Annotated in this window: 15 protein-coding genes and 1 pseudogene; 12 read left to right on the top strand and 4 right to left on the bottom strand. The window is 32.4% G+C overall.

Annotation, left to right across the window (positions count from 1 at the left end; all coding sequences use genetic code 11):
• Nucleotides 1–64: 64 nt before the first annotated feature.
• The 7 genes and pseudogenes from FTU91_RS04790 to FTU91_RS04760 all read left to right on the top strand — a co-directional run.
• A pseudogene (locus FTU91_RS04790) lies at nt 65–571 on the top strand (DNA/RNA non-specific endonuclease); the annotation flags it as partial.
• 114 nt (nt 572–685) lie between these two features.
• Nucleotides 686–1651: a DNA/RNA non-specific endonuclease gene (locus tag FTU91_RS04785; RefSeq protein ID WP_180081192.1), complete on the top strand. Its 966-nt coding sequence runs from the start codon at nt 686–688 to the stop codon at nt 1649–1651.
• Nucleotides 1652–1699: 48 nt separating this feature from the next.
• Complete coding sequence (locus FTU91_RS04780; protein ID WP_180081190.1) at nt 1700–2662, top strand: DNA/RNA non-specific endonuclease; 963 nt, start codon at nt 1700–1702, stop codon at nt 2660–2662.
• Between the two features lie 154 nt (nt 2663–2816).
• Nucleotides 2817–4121 (top strand): hypothetical protein, encoded by a 1305-nt coding sequence (locus tag FTU91_RS04775; RefSeq protein WP_180081188.1) that lies wholly within the window; start codon nt 2817–2819, stop codon nt 4119–4121.
• A 4-nt stretch (nt 4122–4125) separates the two neighbouring features.
• Entirely contained in the window at nt 4126–4431 is a 306-nt protein-coding gene (locus FTU91_RS04770) for a hypothetical protein (RefSeq protein WP_180081185.1), read from the top strand.
• 4 nt (nt 4432–4435) lie between these two features.
• Nucleotides 4436–4813, top strand: a complete 378-nt coding sequence (locus FTU91_RS04765) for a hypothetical protein (RefSeq protein WP_257221653.1) — start codon at nt 4436–4438, stop codon at nt 4811–4813.
• Nucleotides 4814–4866: 53 nt separating this feature from the next.
• Nucleotides 4867–5370, top strand: a complete 504-nt coding sequence (locus FTU91_RS04760; protein WP_180081183.1) for a thermonuclease family protein — start codon at nt 4867–4869, stop codon at nt 5368–5370.
• Between the two features lie 20 nt (nt 5371–5390).
• Here the strand turns inward: FTU91_RS04760 and FTU91_RS04755 are convergent, their stop codons facing one another.
• Complete coding sequence (locus tag FTU91_RS04755; protein WP_180081181.1) at nt 5391–5597, bottom strand: helix-turn-helix domain-containing protein; 207 nt, start codon at nt 5595–5597, stop codon at nt 5391–5393.
• Between the two features lie 89 nt (nt 5598–5686).
• Here FTU91_RS04755 and FTU91_RS04750 point away from each other — a divergent pair, with 89 nt between their 5' ends.
• The 5 genes from FTU91_RS04750 to FTU91_RS04730 all read left to right on the top strand — a co-directional run bounded on the left by FTU91_RS04750 (nt 5687) and on the right by FTU91_RS04730 (nt 13133).
• Complete coding sequence (locus FTU91_RS04750; RefSeq protein ID WP_180081180.1) at nt 5687–6181, top strand: hypothetical protein; 495 nt, start codon at nt 5687–5689, stop codon at nt 6179–6181.
• 109 nt (nt 6182–6290) lie between these two features.
• On the top strand, nt 6291–8654 hold the full coding sequence (gene hsdR, locus FTU91_RS04745) for an EcoAI/FtnUII family type I restriction enzme subunit R (RefSeq protein WP_180081178.1): 2364 nt from the start codon (nt 6291–6293) through the stop codon (nt 8652–8654).
• Between the two features lie 53 nt (nt 8655–8707).
• The gene (locus FTU91_RS04740) at nt 8708–10183 is read left to right on the top strand and encodes a class I SAM-dependent DNA methyltransferase (protein WP_180081176.1); all 1476 of its coding nucleotides are present in this window, start codon (nt 8708–8710) and stop codon (nt 10181–10183) included.
• 15 nt (nt 10184–10198) lie between these two features.
• Nucleotides 10199–12631 carry a restriction endonuclease subunit S gene (locus tag FTU91_RS04735; RefSeq protein WP_180081174.1) on the top strand — a complete coding sequence of 811 codons (2433 nt, stop codon included), beginning with the start codon at nt 10199–10201 and terminating at the stop codon, nt 12629–12631.
• Nucleotides 12632–12671: 40 nt separating this feature from the next.
• Nucleotides 12672–13133, top strand: coding sequence for a hypothetical protein (locus FTU91_RS04730; protein ID WP_180081172.1), 462 nt, complete (start codon nt 12672–12674; stop codon nt 13131–13133).
• 5 nt (nt 13134–13138) lie between these two features.
• Here FTU91_RS04730 and gmtX read toward each other — a convergent pair whose 3' ends face one another.
• The 3 genes from gmtX to gmtY are packed head-to-tail and all read right to left on the bottom strand — an operon-like array spanning nt 13139 to nt 19521.
• Entirely contained in the window at nt 13139–13786 is a 648-nt protein-coding gene (gene gmtX / locus FTU91_RS04725; protein WP_180081170.1) for a gamma-mobile-trio protein GmtX, read from the bottom strand.
• Between the two features lie 15 nt (nt 13787–13801).
• Nucleotides 13802–18001 carry a VPA1269 family protein gene (locus tag FTU91_RS04720; RefSeq protein ID WP_180081168.1) on the bottom strand — a complete coding sequence of 1400 codons (4200 nt, stop codon included), beginning with the start codon at nt 17999–18001 and terminating at the stop codon, nt 13802–13804.
• A gap of 5 nt (nt 18002–18006) precedes the next feature.
• A complete protein-coding gene (gene gmtY, locus FTU91_RS04715) occupies nt 18007–19521 on the bottom strand; it encodes a gamma-mobile-trio recombinase GmtY (protein ID WP_180081166.1) in 1515 nt (504 codons plus the stop codon).
• Nucleotides 19522–19625 lie beyond the last annotated feature (104 nt).

Here is a 19625-nt window from a genome sequence, read left to right as displayed (position 1 = left end):
TTTGCTACATATACTTCATTTTCACTGCTTGTTAAGCTCGTGAAAAATGAGGGTTGGTCTCAAAATGGCAGTCAAGAAAGGTAAAACGGGTCAATCTGTAATGCAAATTTTAAAGCGGAATAGTTTAAAAATTATCTTGGGAGTAGTTGCAACCAGTAGTTTTGCAATTGCCTTTGGACAAGAAAGAATTCAACAGCTGATTTCATTGCCATCAGTCTCCAACTCGGCCTGTCTGGATCAGTTTTACCGCGATATTCCGCCGTATCTGGCCAAAAAAAGCCTGAATAAAAATACTTTTCCGCTGTGCTTTAATGGCTTTAACGTGATGTATTCGGGGGTATCGAAAACACCTTTATGGGTGGCAGAAGCCCTGACGCCACAACGCTTGAGCCATAAAATTCCACGTGAAGACAATTTCCATGAAGAAACACGTCTAAAGACAGAATATCGAGCGACCTTGGCAGACTATAAAGCTTCGGGCTATGACCGCGGACACATGGCACCCAATGCCGATATGCCGAATAAAGATGCGCAGTTTGACAGTTTCTCATTAGCCAATATGGTGCCGCAAGTTCTATCCATCTAGCTATATCATATATTAAGTTAAGTATTTGTTTTTAAACATATATAAAAATATGATAATCATATTTTTATATCATATATATTTTTTATTAAGTAGATAATCGTGAAATTTAGTTTTTATTTAATCATATTTAGTATTTGCCTAAATAGTTCATTAGCTTTTGCTAAAGAAAATATTAGTGTTGTAGATTATTCAGAAATTGCTAAGAAAAGGCCGATAGAATTATATAGTAGTAAACAAAAACAAAATTCATTTGATGGTTGTTCTGATTTATTTCCTAAAAAAAATCCAAAAGAGACAACTGAGTTAACATATTTTAATAAGATGAAGTGGAGTATAAGGGAGCTATGTTCTGATAACTTTGCTGTAGTATATTCAGATATTACTAAAACACCGCTTCTAGTTATTGAAAAATTAAGTGCTAAACAAATTAAAAACAAAAGCGAAGGTTTGAAAAGGACAGATTTCTTTTATTCTGATCCTAGAACGCCTAATAAGGGTAGAGCAAAAGCATCTGATTATAAAAATGTTCGGCCTAGCGTTGATAGAGGACATCTAGTACCAGCTGGTAATTCAATTACAGCTCGGGGTATGGCTCAAACTTTTGCATTATCTAATATTTTTCCGCAAGATTCAGACAATAATAGAGGTCCATGGAAAAAAATTGAGACTGATGTTAGGAAATATATCTTAAGATCTGAAGGAGATACTTATATTCTTTCTGGCATTATTTTCGATAAAAAAGAAAATTCAGTTAAGATCGGTAAAAACAAAGTTTGGAAACCAACTAGAATATTTAAATTAGTTTATAACACTAGCGAAGATAAAGTGTGGGTATATCTTATTAAAAATGAATCTACAAAGATTGTACCCAAACCAATATCTTATGAAGAATTTGTTACTGAGACAGGAATAAAATTTGGATTCATTGAAAATAATGGGTCTAGTTATAATTCATCTAGTCAGCCTATTAGTGAACAAAATACATTCATTGAGAATATAAAATCAAAATTTTTGGAATGGTTGCAGAATTTTCTGCAAAGTTTAATGATTAAAATTCTTCAATAAGAGAGCAATTTTAAATAATGTATATTTTTATTAGCTAGTCGGATGGTTATGCCAAAACGTAAAAGTCAATATAAAGCTGATTCCGGTTTTTTATCTGGAAATTTTATTAAAGTAGTTTTAGCAATTATAGCAATTAGTAGTTTTGGATTAGCTTTCTATTATGATCAGGTATCAACAACTTTGGTTAAGCTCTATTCAATCTCGGATAAAAAATGCTTAGAACAATTTTACAATAATGTCCCACCCTATTTAAATAAGGAAAGTTTACAGAGACATACTTTTCCATTATGTTTTAATAGTTTTAATGTAATGTACTCAGGAGTATCAAAAACTCCACTTTGGGTAGCTGAACGTTTAACCTCTCAACGATTAAGTCAAAATGTACCTAGAGAAGATAATTTTCATGAAGAGGGAAGGATTCCTCCTTATTATCGTTCTAAGCTTTCAGACTATCGTGGTTCTGGATATATTCGTTGGCGTTTAGCTCCAAATGCAGATATGCCAAACAAAACTGCTCAATTTGACAGTTTTTCATTGGCAAATACAGCACCAGTTGCAAATTTAGAAGCACTAACAAAAATAGAATATTTAATACGGGGTATTGCGATTAAGAAGAATCTAGACGTGTATGTGGTTACTGGACCAGTATTTGCTGCGAAAAAACTTAAAACGATTGGTAAGGGTGTGATTGTTCCAACAGCGACCTATAAAGCCATATATATGCCAAAAACAGGGGTGGCAGGTGTGTACTATGCCGACAATACCCTGAAAGATACTGCACCAAAAGTGCAGGTGATCAGTATATGTGCGTTGGAAGATATCACTGGAATTAATATTTTTCCTCAGTTAGCGGAAGATCAAAAAAGAAATACATATAGCCTTCCTTTAAGTAAAAGCGACTTAGCTTTGAATAAAGAAATTGAATATTCTTACTGGGATGGAGAGAGTCAATGTGCCAATGAAGTTCCAGAAAATGAGATAACCAAGCTTCAGAAGGAGTTTAAACTCTAATAAACCATTAGTTATCTAATAATTAGTGATAAGATTTTTTAGAATTTGAGGTGATAATCCTCAAATTATTAATATAATGATTTGAATTTTATTTTATTATTTTAGGGATATGATGCAAACTTGGGGAAATTGGATAAATTCCAATAGGAAATTAATGCAACATCCTGCAGATTTTGAAGAAAGATTTGTCATTGATATCCTTTCAAAAATCAATAATTTAAATCCAGAAGATGTCATTCCTCAATATCATTTTACTGATTTTGATGGAGGTAATCGTTATATTGACTTTTGTATAAAAAATGCAGAAAAAGGGTACTTTCTATCAATTGAGCTTGATGGACGCTTTAAATTTCAACATGATTTATTGGAAAAAACTTTAGAGAGACAAAATGCATTAGTCGCTAAAGTTGGTACTTTAGTGCGTTACGCCAATACAACTTGGTTGAATAATCCAAATAGAGTTATCAACGAAATTCAGACAATTTTATTTAACCAGAAAAGTAAGCACATGAATGATGAAGAGTCTAGAAAGCAGATACAAGAATCTCTTAATGATTATCAAAAGCAATTACAAGAAGTAAAAGAACTTAGCAAACTGAATAATCATGAAAAGGAGCTTAAACATCTAAATTCTGTAATTATGTCTTTAAAGGCACAGATAGAAGATAAAAAAGAAGTTTCACATAATTATACAGCCGCAGATGAATTAAAAAATATCAATCAAATGATGTTGGGGCTTAGTCAACAGCTTGAAGATTTGAAAGACAAATTGAAAGAAGATGTAAAAACGATTAATTTAGAATCTGAAAAATATGAAGATGTAAGAACAGCTAGCCTAGAACAGAAAAAGCAGGCATCAGATTTAAATAATAATCCTGAATTGATAGTTGCATCAAATAAACCCATTGGTATAAAGCATATTCATATGGTTTTATTAGGGCTTATAGTTATCTCTATAGTGGGCATAACCGCATATATTATTAAAAATAAAAAACCTTCAGATACTAAATATACTGATTCTAAGGACACAGTAAGCAAAATTGTTGACTCTGAACCTTCTCTTAATAAAATTTCTAATGAGTCGCCAGACATTGATCCTGTAGTGAATGATTCACCTCAAATTGAAGTGGAACAAGTGCCTGCTCAGAGTCAACCTCTTGAATCCCATGCGGAAGATTCATCTTCTATACAAGCTAGTGATGCTTCAAACTATATTGGTGAATATAAGAAAGTTTGCGGACAGGTTGTACAAATAAAAGAATTTTCAAAAGGTACATATTTAAATTTTGGTAATAATTATCCTAGGCAAAATTTGACAGCCGTCATTTGGTCAAGTGATATTTCTAATTTTGTAAATTTGAATCAATATGTGGGTAATAGTATCTGTATTTCTGGTGAAGTTACGTCATATAGAGGTACTCCACAGATTGAATTAAGCAGTTTAGAGCAAGTAAATTAATATTATGGGTATCATTATAGGAATAGTAGGTTTTGTTTTTCTTCTCCTCGTTTTAGAACAATATTTTAAAGATCAAGAGGAACGAAACAGGAAAAAAGCAGAAGACGAGGCTAAACGAAAATTAGAAGCACAAAGATTACATAGCTTAAAGTTGGAAAAAGACCGTATAACTCTTGAGGTATATAAGTCAAAGTTATTGAATAAAGGTAATTTAAAAAATACGGGGCTTAATAAAGATCAAATTATACTCTGGTGTTTACTCATAATTATTACTGCATTAGTAGTTTTTATAACTGTTTGGAATATCTAAAGTCATGAAGAAAATAATGTTTAAGAAATTAAGTATAAGTTTATTTTGTTTAAGCATGGTGTCTTCTGCATTCGCCGCAGAAGCAAAAATAGAAGCTTTAAAGGCTCCTTTTTATGTAGGTCAGTCGGTTATGGCTTGCGGTAAATTAGTTGAAACAAAGCATTTATCTAATCGTCATTATTTGAACTTGGATAAAAAATATCCAAATCAAACATTGACAATATTAGTATGGGATAATGATTACCGTTGGTTTGAAGAACGTTTTGGTAAAATTGATGCAAAACTTGGTCAGAGATTTTGTGGTCGAGGAACTATAGAGGAATATAAGAATAATATGCAAATGCAAATTAAGAACCCGCAGTTTCTAAGATTGATGAAGTAATACATTTGAAATGCTTAATAAGTTTAAATAAATTAATGACTTGCAGTTTAGTATTGTTTCTAAATCTAAATTGCATTTCTTCTATCTATGCTAATAATCCTCGCTATTCTTCAGCAGGTATCGTAATTAGTAATATTTTATATGTTGTTGATGGAGATACCATCCATATAAAAGATAAAGATGAATGGAAAAAAATTCGTTTACAAGGAATTGATGCACCAGAGAAAGACCAAGCATTTGGTAAAGAGAGCATGCGTGTTTTAGCTAACTGTTTGTATAAAGCTAAAAAAATTCGTATTGAATGGACTGAAAAAGACAAATATGGAAGATTACTTGGAAAAGTTTTAGCAGATGAAACAGACTGTAATTTGTCTCAAATAAAACAAGGTTATGCTTGGCACTATAAATTTTATCAAAAAGATCAGACAGATCTTGATCGTCAATTGTACTCTAATGCAGAAATAGAAAGTCGTAAATCTAAAATAGGATTATGGAAAGAAAAATGTCCCACCCCTCCATGGGACTGGCGGAGAAATAATATTTTAAAATGTTCTTAAGTATTTGAGAAAATAGAATATTAGGGCAATAAATCTTTAGGGTTTATATCGATTGACTTAGCAATTATATAAAGTTTTAAGACAGTTAAATTGACTTCCCCTCTTTCGATACGTCCTAAATAGCTTCTATCTATCCCAGTCAGTAATGCCAAATGCTCTTGGCTAATTTTTTTAATATCACGATTTTTGCGTATTAATTTTCCAATATCTTTAGCTAACTCTTTCATTCAGATAGATCAGTAAAAAATAGAACTATTAATTTTTGATGTTTATAAGTCCACGGCTTATAATCCTCATTTTGATTTTGGATTGCTAGATGTCTAAGAGAGTATTGCCATTCTATAATCGTTTTTTTGATCTTTTTGATAGACTTGTAATTGAAGAATGGGAGGCTAAGACTTTTATTAACAATGTTTTATCAGAAGATCTTATCAATGATGAAAATAAGAAAAAAATTTATAAAGGAATTAATGTTCTTTATAAATGTGGTTATTTAACACGTAAGAAAAATCCCAAAAACAGTAAAGTGTTTTTGTACACAGAGACACAACCAATTGTGGATTATAGAGCGAAAAAAATTAACGAAAAGATTGAAAAAGTATTAAAAGAAAAAATGAATACTATCTCAGACAGTTTAAATACAAAAAGCAAAGAAGCTCTGTTCATTAGTGAATTAAAGGCAGAGTATCCAGAAATAGCTTGCCAAATTGACGTTATTCAACAAGAACATCTTCAAATTTTGAATGATTTAAGCACCAAAAAAAATGTCATAAAAAAACTTATGCAACATTTTAGTATAAGTGAATTCTAATATGGAAATACTTTAAAATTGATCAGATAAATCTTCAATTTTCCTATTAAAAAACATTAGGATTCATTATGCTTAGTTCAATTCCAAATAAAAAATATGGTTTTGGGGTATGGATAAAAAGAAGTTGTCTGAGCGTGATATTTGTAGCAAGTTTATCAACCCTGCATTAGAACAAGCTGGATGGGTAGCCCACCAAATTCGTGAGGAGGTTACTTTTACTAACGGTCAAATTATGGTGCGTGGAAAGTTGCATACACGTGGTGAGCGAAAAAGAGCCGATTATGTACTTTATTATAAAAAAAATATTCCTTTAGCAATCATTGAAGCAAAAGATAATAATCATAGTATTGGAGCTGGTATGCAACAGGCACTTGCTTATGCTGAATGTCTGCAAGTTCCTTTTATATTTTCGAGTAATGGTGATGGCTTCCTATTTCACGATCAAACGGGTTTATTTGAAGAAGTTGAGCAAGAACTAGGATTAGATGAGTTTCCTTCACCTGAACGTTTATGGAAGCTTTATGAACAGCATCATGGATTAGAAACTCCTGAGTCAAAGCATATTGTCGAATATCCTTACTATGATGATGGTTCTGGGCGTACTCCACGTTATTACCAAGTCAATGCAATTAATAAAACAATAGAAGCCATTGCTCGTGGTCAAAAGCGTATCTTACTTGTTATGGCAACAGGTACAGGAAAAACCTATACCGCTTTTCAAATTATTTGGCGATTATGGAAAGCCGGTGCAAAAAAACGGATATTATTTTTAGCTGATCGAAATATTCTAGTAGACCAAACCAAGAACAAGGACTTTAAACCTTTTGGTCAGCACATGACTAAAATCTCGAATCGTATGATTGATAAGAGTTATGAAATTTATCTGTCACTTTATCAAGCAGTAACAGGTTCAGAAGAAGAAAAGAACATCTACAAGCAGTTTAGCCCTGAATTCTTTGACTTGATTGTAATTGATGAATGTCACCGTGGTAGTGCGAAAGAAGATTCAGCTTGGCGTGAAATTTTAGAATATTTTAGTTCAGCTGCTCATGTTGGTTTAACAGCTACCCCTAAAGAGACGAAAGACACCTCAAATATTACATATTTTGGCGAACCTGTTTATACCTATACTTTGAAACAAGGAATTCAAGATGGCTTCCTTGCACCTTACAAAGTTGTGCGTATAGATATGGATAAAGACTTACAAGGATGGCGGCCAGAAAAAGGTAAGAAAGATCAGTATGGTAATGAAATCACTGATCGTATCTACAATCTCAAGGATATGGATAAAGGGCTTGTTTTAAAAAATCGGACCGAGCTTGTCGCTAGAAAAATTACTGAGTTTCTAGTGAATACTGACCCTTATGCCAAAACAATTGTTTTCTGTGATGATATTGATCATGCAGAACGTATGCGGCAAGCTTTGGTTAATTTAAATCCTGAGCGTGTTAGGGAAAACCGTAAATTTGTCATGCGTATTACAGGTGATGACAAAGATGGCAAGGCAGAATTGGATAACTTTATCAATCCTGAAGAACGCTATCCAGTCATAGCAACAACCTCAAAACTAATGACGACCGGTGTAGATTCTGAAACTTGTAAATTGATTGTGCTTGATCAGCATATTAAGTCCATGACTGAGTTTAAACAGATGATTGGTCGGGGTACTCGTATCAACGAAGAGTTTGGAAAAATTTGGTTTACGATTATGGATTTTAAGAAAGCAACAGAGCTTTTTAGTGATCCTGCTTTTGATGGTGAACCAGTTGTAATTTATGAACCGGAACCAGATGACCCAGTTGTACCACCGGATGAGCCTAATCCGGAAGAAGAGGATGATCCGCATATTCCAGAGGATGGCTCAACAACAGGTGATGATGACATTGGTGGCGGTGATGGAGAAGCGCCAAGAAAGTTTTATGTAAATGATATTGTGGTTAATGTCATTGGTGAGCGGGTTCAGTTTTATGATAACGATGGCAAGTTGGTTACGGAGTCCCTAAAAGACTATACACGCCAGCATATTTTAAAAGATTATGGGTCTTTAGATGCCTTTTTAAGAAAGTGGAAAGGTGCTGCTAAAAAGTCTTTGATTATTGATGAGTTTAAAAAACAAGGTGTGATTTTTGAAGCATTAGAGGGTGAGGTCGGAAAAGATTTCGATCCTTTCGATATGATTTGTCATATTGCTTTTGATCAGCCGGCATTAACTAAAAAAGAACGCGCCAACAATGTACGTAAACGTAACTATTTCACCAAATATAATGATCAGGCTCGTCAGGTATTAGATGCCTTACTGGACAAATACGCAGATCAGGGGATTGAGCCAATTGAAGATGTAAAGATTTTACAAATTCCGCCTTTTAACCAAATGGGGTCAATCATTGAAATTATTCAATCATTTGGATCGGTTGAAGCATATACAAATGCTTTAAAAGAACTAGGAGATCATTTATATGAGGATGCATCTTAATCACTGGATTGATACAATTGCCGCCAAATTTTTAAGTTTAATGCAGTTGTAATATGAGCATTTCAGGAACAATTAAATCCATTCAAGATACCATGCGTGAAGATGTGGGTGTTGATGGTGATGTGCAACGTCTTGGACAGTTGGTGTGGATGTTGTTCCTTAAGGTTGTTGATGATCGAGAGAATGAACTAGCAACTTTAGCTTTGTTGGAAGGGATAACTTTTAAATCTCCGATTCCTGAAAAATTTCGTTGGCGCAATTGGGCTGCGAATGATGAAGGTATGACAGGAGATGAGCTTAAAGATTTCATCGACAATGAATTGTTCCCAGCATTACAAAATCTAGCTGTTGAAAATGATGATCCACGCGCTCGTGTAGTTCAAAATGTATTTGCTGATGCATATAACTATATGAAATCAGGAGGTTTGATTCGTAAAGTCATTAACCAGATTCAAAAGGGCTTTGATTTTAATAAATCTAAAGAACGTCATGCCTTCGGTGATATTTACGAACAGTTATTACGTGATTTACAAGCAGCGAAGAACTCAGGTGAATTTTATACTCCACGTGCAGTTACAACTTTTATGGCGCAGATGATTGATCCTCAATTAGGTGAGTCTGTGCTTGATCCTGCGTGTGGTACAGGTGGATTCCTTACTTCTGCTATTGAACATAAACGTGAAAATTATGTTCAAACTGCTGAAGATGAAAAGATATTACAAAATAGTATTTACGGGATTGAAAAGAAGCCTTTACCGCATTTGCTATGTACAACCAATATGATTTTGCATGGTATTGATGTACCAGTAAAAATTATTCGAGATAATACGCTCTCTTATTCTCTGAATCATTGGGTTAAAGAAAAGCGTGTAGATGTAGTTCTGACTAACCCTCCATTTGGTGGTACAGAAGAACAAGGCATTGAAAAGAATTTCCCTTCAAAATTCCAGACTCGTGAAACTGCTGATTTATTTATGGTACTGATTATTCAGCTCTTAAAAGCTCATGGTCGTGCAGCAGTAGTATTACCAGATGGTTTTATGTTTGGTGAAGGCATTAAAACTGCGATTAAAGAAAAATTAATGGAGGATTGTAATCTGCATACGATTGTTCGTTTACCTAAGTCTGTATTCGCACCATATACATCGATTAGTACCAATATCTTATTCTTTACCAAAGGTAAGAAAACAGAAGAAGTGTGGTTTTATGAGCATCAATTGCCACAAGGTGTAAAAGCTTATAACAAAACCAAACCGCTACAACTTAAAGAGTTTGATGGTTTAAAAGCGTGGTGGGATAAAGAAAGTGATGGTTTTGCTGGTCGTGTAGTAAATGAACAGGCATGGAAGGTATCACTTCAAGATATTATTGATCGCGGTTATAACCTTGATATTAAAAATCCGCATCAGGTTGAAGAGGATGTAAAAGACCCTGAAGAGCTTTTAGCTAAATATGAAAATCTTGAGGCTGAGGTGGCTAAAATTCGCCAACAATTAAAAGCTATTTTAGATGAAGCTTTGGGTCAATAAGTCAGGATGAGTAAAATGACAGATGTAAAAAAACTCATTACTGAGCATTTAGATATTTGGTTAACAGCGGAAACTGAGAAGAAGTCGGGGCGTGGGCGCAGTTCTGGTTCTAGTAATTCAATTTATGGTGTACAGAAGCTTCGTGAGTTGATTTTAGATTTAGCAATTCGTGGGAAGCTATTGCCACAAAATATAAAAGATGAACCAGTTTCTCTACTTATAGAGAAGATTACTGATGAAAAAAATCAGAAAGTCTTAGTTGGTGAAATAAAAAAACAAAAGTCTTTGCCTAAGATTACAGCCCCATTTCATATTCCTAGCAATTGGCAATGGTTATATTTACAGGATCTAAGCTCATATATTCAAAGGGGAAAAAGCCCTAAATATGTAGAAAAGTCAGATAAAATTGTAATTTCACAAAAATGTGTACGTTGGAGTGGTTTGGATATTAGCCCTGCACGATTTATTGACCCTAAAAGTTTAGAAAATTATGAAAAAATACGCTTTCTAAAAGATGGGGATATTTTATGGAATTCTACAGGGACTGGAACTATAGGTCGTGCAAGTCTATTTTTTCAGATTGATACTTATCAAAATATTGTTGCTGATAGCCATGTTACAGTTGTACGGACTTTAGGCAATATCTCTGATTACATATATTTAGTTATCCGTAGTCCATATATCCAAAAAGATTTAGAAAGTTCAGCATCAGGCACTACAAATCAGATTGAATTAAACACCTCTACAGTATTACAGACTAGAATACCATTACCACCAATTGAGGAACAAAAACGCATCGTAGCTAAAGTTGATGAATTAATGCAACTTTGTGATCAACTTGAACAGCAGCAAAATTTAAGCTCAGAAGCACATGATAAATTAGTTGACACGTTACTGAATGTTTTGATTAACTCATCTGATGTTGATGAGTTTCAACAGAATTGGCAGCGTATTTCAGAAAACTTTGATCTATTATTTACTACTGAATACAGTATTGAACAGCTAAAACAAACGATTTTGCAGTTAGCTGTTATGGGGAAGTTGGTAAAACAAGACCCCAATGATGAACCAGCAAGTGAGTTGCTAAACCAAATTGCTGAAGAGAAAGCGAAATTAGTAAAAGAAGGGACGATTAAGAAGTCGAAGCCTTTGTCCGAAATTGATTTAGATAAAGTACCATTTGAAATTCCAGATAGCTGGGCTTGGGCTAGATTTTCTGAGTTAGGAGAGTTTGCTCGGGGTAAGTCAAAACATAGACCACGTAATGATCCAGCTCTGTTTAATCCACCAATTTATCCATTAGTCCAAACTGGTGAGGTTGCTAGAGCAGGAAATATTATTCTTGAATATCATTCAAAATATAGTGAAGTTGGTCTTGCCCAAAGTCGAATGTGGTCTAAGGGAACTTTGTGTATCACAATTGCGGCTAATATTGCTGATTCTGCAATATTAGGTTTTGATGCATGTTTTCCTGATAGTGTGGTTGGTTTTACACCAGTTGAGCCATTACACAGCGCTCGATATCTTTTATTTTTCATGAAAACAGCTCGACAGCAATTATTAGAATATGCACCTGCGACTGCTCAGAAGAATATTAATCTTGAAATACTTGAGTCAGTTTATATACCAATACCTCCATTAAATGAGCAAGAAAAAATAATTCAGACTGTTGATGAGTTTCTTAATATTTGTAATGTATTAAAAGATAAAATTAAACACGTTAATAGTATCAAGTGTGAACTTTCAGATGCTTTAGTATCAAATGCTTTAAAAGATTCGAATAGTATTGGTAAGCCTAAAGTTGCCGAAAATCTTATTCATTTTGAAAAACCAATTGAGATAGTTAAAAATTCGAAGCAAAAAAGTAGTGATCAAATTGATTTATTTACAGATGAAAGCGTTGATGATGATTTGAAGCTTTTATCTTTAGCTGCTGAAATCACGTTTCAGTTGCATACAGAGCAAACTTTTGGTCATTTAAAACTGCAAAAGTTGATCTACTTATGCCAACAACTAAAACATATGGATTTGGCGGCTGACTTTAAACAACATGCCGCTGGTCCATATGATCCAGTTATGGCACGTTATTTAGATAAAAAGTTTAAAGATCATGAGTGGTTTAGTTACGATCCTCAGCGAGACTTAAAGTACAAACCTCTCAGTAGATGTAATGATCATAGATCTGCATTTAATAAGTATTTTGCTAAAGATGTGACTGCGATTTATGACTTAATAGGACTTTTTAGAACAAGCAAGTCTGATCATATAGAAATAGTCGCAACACTATTTGCTTGTTGGTTACGTTTGTTAGAGAAAAAACTACCTGTTACTGAAGAGCAGCTTATGAAAGACTTCTATGCTTGGTCGGAAGAAAAGAATCGATTTGGTAAGAACGAAGTGTTGAATGGTTATAGGTGGATGAAACAGAATTCGGTTTTGCCTCTATAAGATTTTCGCATCATTTAATTTAGAATTCAGGTGAAATAGAATGATTTGGAATTCATTCAAAGATAAAAAAGGATTGGTTCAGTCTTTTGAAGTTGATAAATATCAAGAAGATATTTTACGTTTTATTGAGTCATCGATAAAAGCTGTTCCGCTAGTAGCAAATACTCCTGAAAAAGGGAGAGTATCTGTTTGCTATCGTCTAAATAATGGTAATGAAATCGGTATATTATTAAATGATTCAGCACCAACTATTTATTTAAATGAAAACGTTGTAGACAAATATTTGATGGTAGATTCTGATTTTATTACTTTAATTCAGGATATTCGCCTTTATGAAAGAGGCGGCCACATCTATCCTCATAGTATTTATAAGTTACCAAATACAACAGTATTAAGACCTAGTGTGAAGACACTTTATCCAACTGTTGATAACAGTGTCTTTGTAATAAGTCAGTTAGATTACAGATTGGTTATTAAGCTTATATTTTTGATATCCACATAGGGTAATCAATAGTTTGATAAAATTTTCTTTACAGCGGAAACATACCCAGCTCTAAATATTCTACGCCCACTTTCTGCTTTCACTGCACCATTTTCGTCAATGATCCAATTGTTCGTTTCGATTGTTGACCTACTTATTGCCTCTTGTAAAGCAGAGACCTCAATAGGGAGTAAGGTATCAATTTTAGTTATATTTAGATCTATGTATTGATCAGAAGGCTTTTGATTAGTTGCTAAATTGATTGTTAGATTAGATTCGAGAATTTTTTTAAGTTGATTAACTTCAGATTTTTTTTGCTTAAGCTGGGAGTATAAACTTAATGCCAAGGTTCTTAAGCCAATATCTTCTATAAGAGAAAGCTCCTGCTCAACTTGGCTCGCATAAGAGACCTTCTTTATAGTTTTTTTAGGACCAGCAAATGCAGCCCAAGCTAATATTAAAGCTTTATAATCTGCACCTGTTTTATTATGTATAGCTCTCTCTGATGGTCCTTCATTTTCAATGATTTTTGAAATGGTGGCCACCGAAAAGTCATTGGATTTATGTATTTCATATTGAGACTTACAGGCATCATGAATTCTCTTCAAAACTTTTTTTTTCCTTTCTGAAGCTGAGATATATAGTTCTTGAAATAATGTTTCAGGATCATTCATTTTCTTTACCTCTGTTTATTTGAGTTTAAAATCTTGACTAAAGGTTGACGGTGCCGTTAATTGAATAGACATTTTTTCTATCTTTTCTTTAAATGGTTGTAGTAAACCAATTTCTTCTAATTTACGTTCACATTCGAGAAAAGGCATAATCTCAATAATGGTGTCATTAGGCATATGGCTTTGCATAAGTTTTATTAAACTATTACCCGCTGCAAGTTGAAGCTCAGTTGGGATCCTATACATGATAGGCTTTAATCCATTCATGTCTAACATACAATCTATAGCCTGAGCTTGTTTTATTGCATATTTCCCAGCGTCATCTGTATGATATATTTCAGCTTGCTGACATATGATGCTCAGGCTGTAAAGTTTACTTGAGGTTTCATGTATGCTTGTATGTAAATCACCTATATTTCCTATAGTGACAAGCTGATGATTATTGCTAGAAGAATCTGAATTAAGCTTTATTAATGTTTGTATAAGATGATGAGCAGCTTGCATATTAGAAATATTTTCAGACAATTGAGCTGAAATTTCGACTTCTCTTTCTCTAGATCTTCTTAATTTGTTAACCTCTGAAAAAGGTAAGCTATTTATTGATGATTGATATTCAATTGATTCCAACAGATTGATTTCGGAATAAACCTTCGCAATTTCAGTTTGTAGTTCATTGATATTATATACAGCTTGGTCAAACTGGAATTTCAAACCATTAATAAAGGCTAAACTGCTCAAATTAAATCGGCATCTGATGCAATTTTTCTTTGGATAACCAGAAACAGAAGCCCATTCAATATTTTTGTTTCTATCAGGTGTTAGACACTCCCCTCCAATATGGCATAGTGAGGCACCATTTGGGCATATACCAACCTCAGTGACTATGTAGCCTAACTCATTGCAACCTTTAGCTAAAGAGAGTGCATTAACGACATCTAGAGATGCAAATTCACTACTAAGAGAATCGATAGTTTTTTGCTTTAAACTTCTTAAAGAATTTTGTTGTTGAGCATCTAGTACCTTACGTTCAGCTTCGTCTAATATATCTCTGACATAAGCGGTATTAAGTTTCGTATAGTGAAGAGTCATAATGATACTAGAATGACCTGCTATCATCTTAGAAACTATTTCCAAAGGGATTCCTAGATCAAGCACTAAAAATGAAATCATGGTTACACGCATACCATGTTGCGTATAAACAGGATTTTTTTTATTTTCATTGGTTTCTGAGTTCTTTGTTAGGATTATTAGGTCATTATCTTCGCCAAGTAAGTTATTATCTTTAAAATATAATTCTGCATAAAGTAAAAAATCTAACCATCTATTAGGACAGTTACCAGCAGGGATAGGTAGGTGACTTTCGTTAGGATTATTGGCTAAACTGCGGAAAAGAAATGCTACTGGATTGCGGTGTCGTACGACTTTTGGATTCAAGGTGCCAAAATATATGGAATTTGTTATTGATTCCCATTGGGTGGCTTTAGTAATAGGGTTATATTTTTGTTGCCAAGTACGCAGTTTATGCAACCAAAACAAGATGTGATGGGCATTTAATAAGGGCATTACATAGCCTTTGTTATTTGCAGCTTTATCTATGTCAGCGGTTTTATTTGTATTAATGAATAATGAGTTACAATCTTGATCTAATTTGTTTATATCAGAGATATGAAATACACCACGACAAATAGGTTTTTTCGTGTGATGGGTAATGAGAGGGTTATTATTTTTTGAAAACCAACTTTTAGATTTATTAATATTAAAAGTAAATGTATCAAATTCTCCAGAATCTAGTGCCCTAATCTGAATATTTCGAAGTGGTGTATGTAATAATAAAAAAAATAATATTGCAGTAACTGGATTCCATATTTCAAAAATTTGACCTCGTTGCTGTATGTTTCTTGATCTCCACACGCAATCAGGATCATTTTTATCTATCAAATTTTCAGGGACTTCTACGAAGTCTTTTTCAAGTGCCAAGTGACAGTTTATCCATTCAGAAAAGTATTCTGAATCCAGAGGAAAATATAAATTTTTTATTTTTTGAACAAGCCAAGCAGGCATCGCTACTTTGTTAGACTCTGATAAAACAGGGTCTCTAATACTTAGAAAATCATTATAGATTTTTTTTAGGGGATTAAATCCATATACTGTTTCAGGGGAGTCGGGATCATTCTCAAATAAAGTCAATCTCAAATATTCAATAAATTTATAAGCTTCGAATACTCTATCTTTTTTCGAATATTCAGCTAAATTGCTATGCTTAAAATTTAAAAAACTCAAAAAATCAGAATCAAAACTAGTTCTAGTTATGTATTCTATAGGATTAATAATATTATATTTAAGTAAGTACTCTAAAAAAGGAATTAGGTTGTTTTTTAATCCATCTAACTTTTCTGTTCTTTTGTCAGCAATATAGTTCTCTGCAAAATTAACCCAATCATTCATATTTGGATTTATAAGAGATATAAATTTAAATCCATATCTTTTAATTCCCTTCATACGAGTTGAATTTCTTTTGAAATTGGGTTCAATATCCCATGTCTCCTCTAATGTCATACCGATAAATTCAGGTCTTTTTCTCAGTATGAAATAAAATAAATCATGTATTATTGATCTGTGTTTTTTTTGATATTCGACAGAGTATTTTTCACTTTCTGCAAATTTAGTATAGCTTTCCTCTAGTTCAGAAGAAAAAATTAGATTTTTTATTTCAGAATTTATATTAAAAGTTGGCATCAGAATACAAAAAAACATATGTAAACAGCTAATTACTTGTCTTTTCCAATGTGAAGAAGCCTTTCCTTTATCAAAATTATTATCTTGATCAAGATAATATGTGTTGGTAAATTCTGTCAGAATTGGCATCCAATTAATATAATTTGAGTTATATTTTAATAGATTGGAATATGTAATATCTGTTTTGAATAATATTTTAGTCCGAATAAATGGATTCGAAACCCCTTTGTTTGGAATTGAATATTGATTCTCATTAAAATGAGAGTGTTCTGTTCGGATATACTCATCAAAAATATCACAAATAAAGTCCCAACTTTGTGAAATATTACTGAATCCATAAATTTTAGAAAAATCATCTAGGTGAATTTTTTTTTCAGAAATAATGATTTTTTCTGGCGATGAGGGCAGATCTAATTCTGATAATTTTTTAACTAGTACATTGATTTTGGGTAAATGTGCTAGGAGAGTGTGTGGTTCAAATCTCTCACCAACAATTGGAATATAATATTCGAAGAATTCTTGGATTTTCCATAATTTAGTACTTATGTCCCTTATCCAAAGCATGGACTTTTCTGTTTTAGGTTGAATTATATTCGTAATATTTAAAGGGCTATCATGCTCTTTATGTGCTCGTAATTTACCGTTATCAATATAGCTGTAGTTATCAATAATTTCACGCATAAAAATCGTATGAATGAGTTGAAATGATGCTGATAAATTTGTCTGAGTTGGTATCAATGCTGAAAACTCAAAAAAATCAAGATTTCTGGAAGATAATAAGATATCTCTAATATATTTAGGTAAATTTAATTTATCTAAATTGCTGAAAAACCATCTAAGAACTGGTTGTAATGATGCTTGAGTATTTTTTGAATAATTTTTTTCTTGACATATTTTGGGCCATTGCCTGACTAACATTTCTCGTAACGATTCTAGCTCGGTATCTAAATCTGTTAACCATTTGAAATCTTTATCCCAAAATTGATTTGTTATGACAGAACAACCATTTTGTTTATTTATAGGGATAGGGATCATTGGATTTTTGATATTACTAAAAACTTTTACTTCATTTTTATTGAAAGTAGAATATTCATTTTTTATAATTTTTTCCAATATCAATCTCATAGCAGTATAAGTTTGAATTGGCTTTTTATTATCCAACTCTAGTTTAATAAAAAGATCAAAATCTATTTTATTCTTAGTTGAAAAAGATTCACTACATTTTTTAGATAACCCCAAAGCTTCAATATTTTTTATTAATAAATTGATAGTTTTATAAATAAAGTCAGTTCGTGACCTACTCGTATCTTTTGCAATATCTGTTATTGCCTTTTCTAAAGGCTCAATCCAACTTTCAAGCAATGGATCATAAATGAGTAGCCACGAAAAAGATGAGGATCTACTAGGGAAAAGCCCCAATTTTATTTGTTCTTTAGATCTTGTTGTTCCTGTATCTGCGTTAATATATGTCTTATTATTCATGATTGTTATTCTCTGATTAAATTTTCAAGATCTAAAATAGATTGTATTTCATAGCTAGCATTAGTAGATAGCTTGTCAACCTTAGAAGGATATTTAGATATTTTTTCTTGTAGTTTCTTCTCTGCAATATCTAATTCTGTTCTGACCCTTTCCTGAGTTGGTGATGTGTATATCAACTGACTTTTTAATGAATTATGATGCATACATTTCATGATCACTTTATCAGTAACATGACAGTCTGCTAAACGTTGACCATATGCATGTCTATGCGAATGTGTATTTGTTCCATACGAGGTTGAATTTATCAAATCTATTCTCTTGAATGCCCTATCTCTAGCATTTTGATAACTTTTTATTGTGTATGGATGACCTTCTAAGTTTACGAAAGCATAAGGGTGTTTTTTAGAGAGACGAGTATGCTTTGCTCGTTCAATTAAATATACATACCAGAGTTTAAGAAAAATTTTACCTGCACTTTTAGGAAACCACTGGATGGTAATAGATTGATTCTGCTGGTCATCTAATCTTAAATTTTTCCATCCTGCATAATAAATATCATCTTTATTTAAAATATTTCTTGGATGTAATCCATATTTTTTATTTAACCAATCTCTTCTGTTTTTAAAAAGAGATTTTCTATTATTTATAGATTTATCTTCTGGTGGAAGACCATATTCTGGATGGAATATACGAACTAATGCAATATCAGAATCATCAGAATCATCAGAATCATCAGAATCATCAGGAACCGGTATAACATCGGTCACATAGAGATGGAACACCTCACTTATACGGAGCCCACCATAGTGCATTAAAAGTGTAATCAATATATCTCGAATATTATGTGTTTCATGAGAAATCTTACATATATCAGAGTTTGAGATATTTTTTCTATTTCTAAACCCTTCTACAAGTAATTTAGAGAAAATTTCTTCTGGAAAGCTTTTTGTATTATTAAGCTTATCAAAGCTAGTAGGAATTCTTTGATGTGCTGATCTTTTCTTTGTTGTATTATTCGATTTATCATCTTTCCCAATTAGATGATTAAAGAAAGAATTATTTTTTTTGTAGTACCATGCGCTTGTTAATATTTTCTGTTCTAAGGTTGTAGCCTTACGCCATGGATTTAAATGTGTTGCATTGGGGTTTATTTCTAAGAAATAATCAAATACACAATTTATCTCTGAAATTATTGTATTAGCATTTTTAATATTTCTTACTTCCCAATATAAATTTGAATGGTCAATGCCATCTTGGCCAATGGTGCCATCATATAAATTCTTTATGAATTCAGATAATATATTTTTGGGAGAGTTATATAAGTTTCCCTTAACTAAAAAAAAATTTAAAAATAATTTCCATGCTTGGATTAATTTTTCATTTTTAGAAGGTGATGTATTCCTATCAATCATATAATGTAGAAGTGGTAGGAATGGATAATTATCAATAAATAATACAGGTAGTTTTAATGAACTACTATTTAAATCTTGTTTTATTAAAACATTTAATTTAGTTATCATTCTTTTATACCTTATTATCAACTTGATTATAATATCAAAAGCATAACAGAGCTTTTAAATATTTTGTCTATTTTTTATTCAGTTTGTTATTGTTATTTTGTTTA

This window comes from Acinetobacter sp. YH12201, assembly GCF_013418145.1.
Lineage (GTDB): Bacteria > Pseudomonadota > Gammaproteobacteria > Pseudomonadales > Moraxellaceae > Acinetobacter.
Note: the sequence above shows the minus strand (reverse complement) of the source record. Positions and strands in the feature narration are given on the sequence as shown.

Bases quoted from the DNA above. Each gene is read 5' to 3' on its own strand.
- gmtX (WP_180081170.1), bottom strand. From the start codon at position 13,786: ATGAATGATCCTGAAACATTATTTCAAGAACTATATATCTCAGCTTCA.
- FTU91_RS04740 (WP_180081176.1), top strand. From the start codon at position 8,708: ATGAGCATTTCAGGAACAATTAAATCCATTCAAGATACCATGCGTGAA.
- FTU91_RS04770 (WP_180081185.1), top strand. From the start codon at position 4,126: ATGGGTATCATTATAGGAATAGTAGGTTTTGTTTTTCTTCTCCTCGTT.
- FTU91_RS04730 (WP_180081172.1), top strand. From the start codon at position 12,672: ATGATTTGGAATTCATTCAAAGATAAAAAAGGATTGGTTCAGTCTTTT.
- hsdR (WP_180081178.1), top strand. From the start codon at position 6,291: ATGGATAAAAAGAAGTTGTCTGAGCGTGATATTTGTAGCAAGTTTATC.
- FTU91_RS04775 (WP_180081188.1), top strand. From the start codon at position 2,817: ATGCAACATCCTGCAGATTTTGAAGAAAGATTTGTCATTGATATCCTT.
- FTU91_RS04780 (WP_180081190.1), top strand. From the start codon at position 1,700: ATGCCAAAACGTAAAAGTCAATATAAAGCTGATTCCGGTTTTTTATCT.
- FTU91_RS04750 (WP_180081180.1), top strand. From the start codon at position 5,687: ATGTCTAAGAGAGTATTGCCATTCTATAATCGTTTTTTTGATCTTTTT.
- gmtY (WP_180081166.1), bottom strand. From the start codon at position 19,521: ATGATAACTAAATTAAATGTTTTAATAAAACAAGATTTAAATAGTAGT.
- FTU91_RS04755 (WP_180081181.1), bottom strand. From the start codon at position 5,597: ATGAAAGAGTTAGCTAAAGATATTGGAAAATTAATACGCAAAAATCGT.
- FTU91_RS04765 (WP_257221653.1), top strand. From the start codon at position 4,436: ATGAAGAAAATAATGTTTAAGAAATTAAGTATAAGTTTATTTTGTTTA.
- FTU91_RS04735 (WP_180081174.1), top strand. From the start codon at position 10,199: ATGACAGATGTAAAAAAACTCATTACTGAGCATTTAGATATTTGGTTA.
- FTU91_RS04720 (WP_180081168.1), bottom strand. From the start codon at position 18,001: ATGAATAATAAGACATATATTAACGCAGATACAGGAACAACAAGATCT.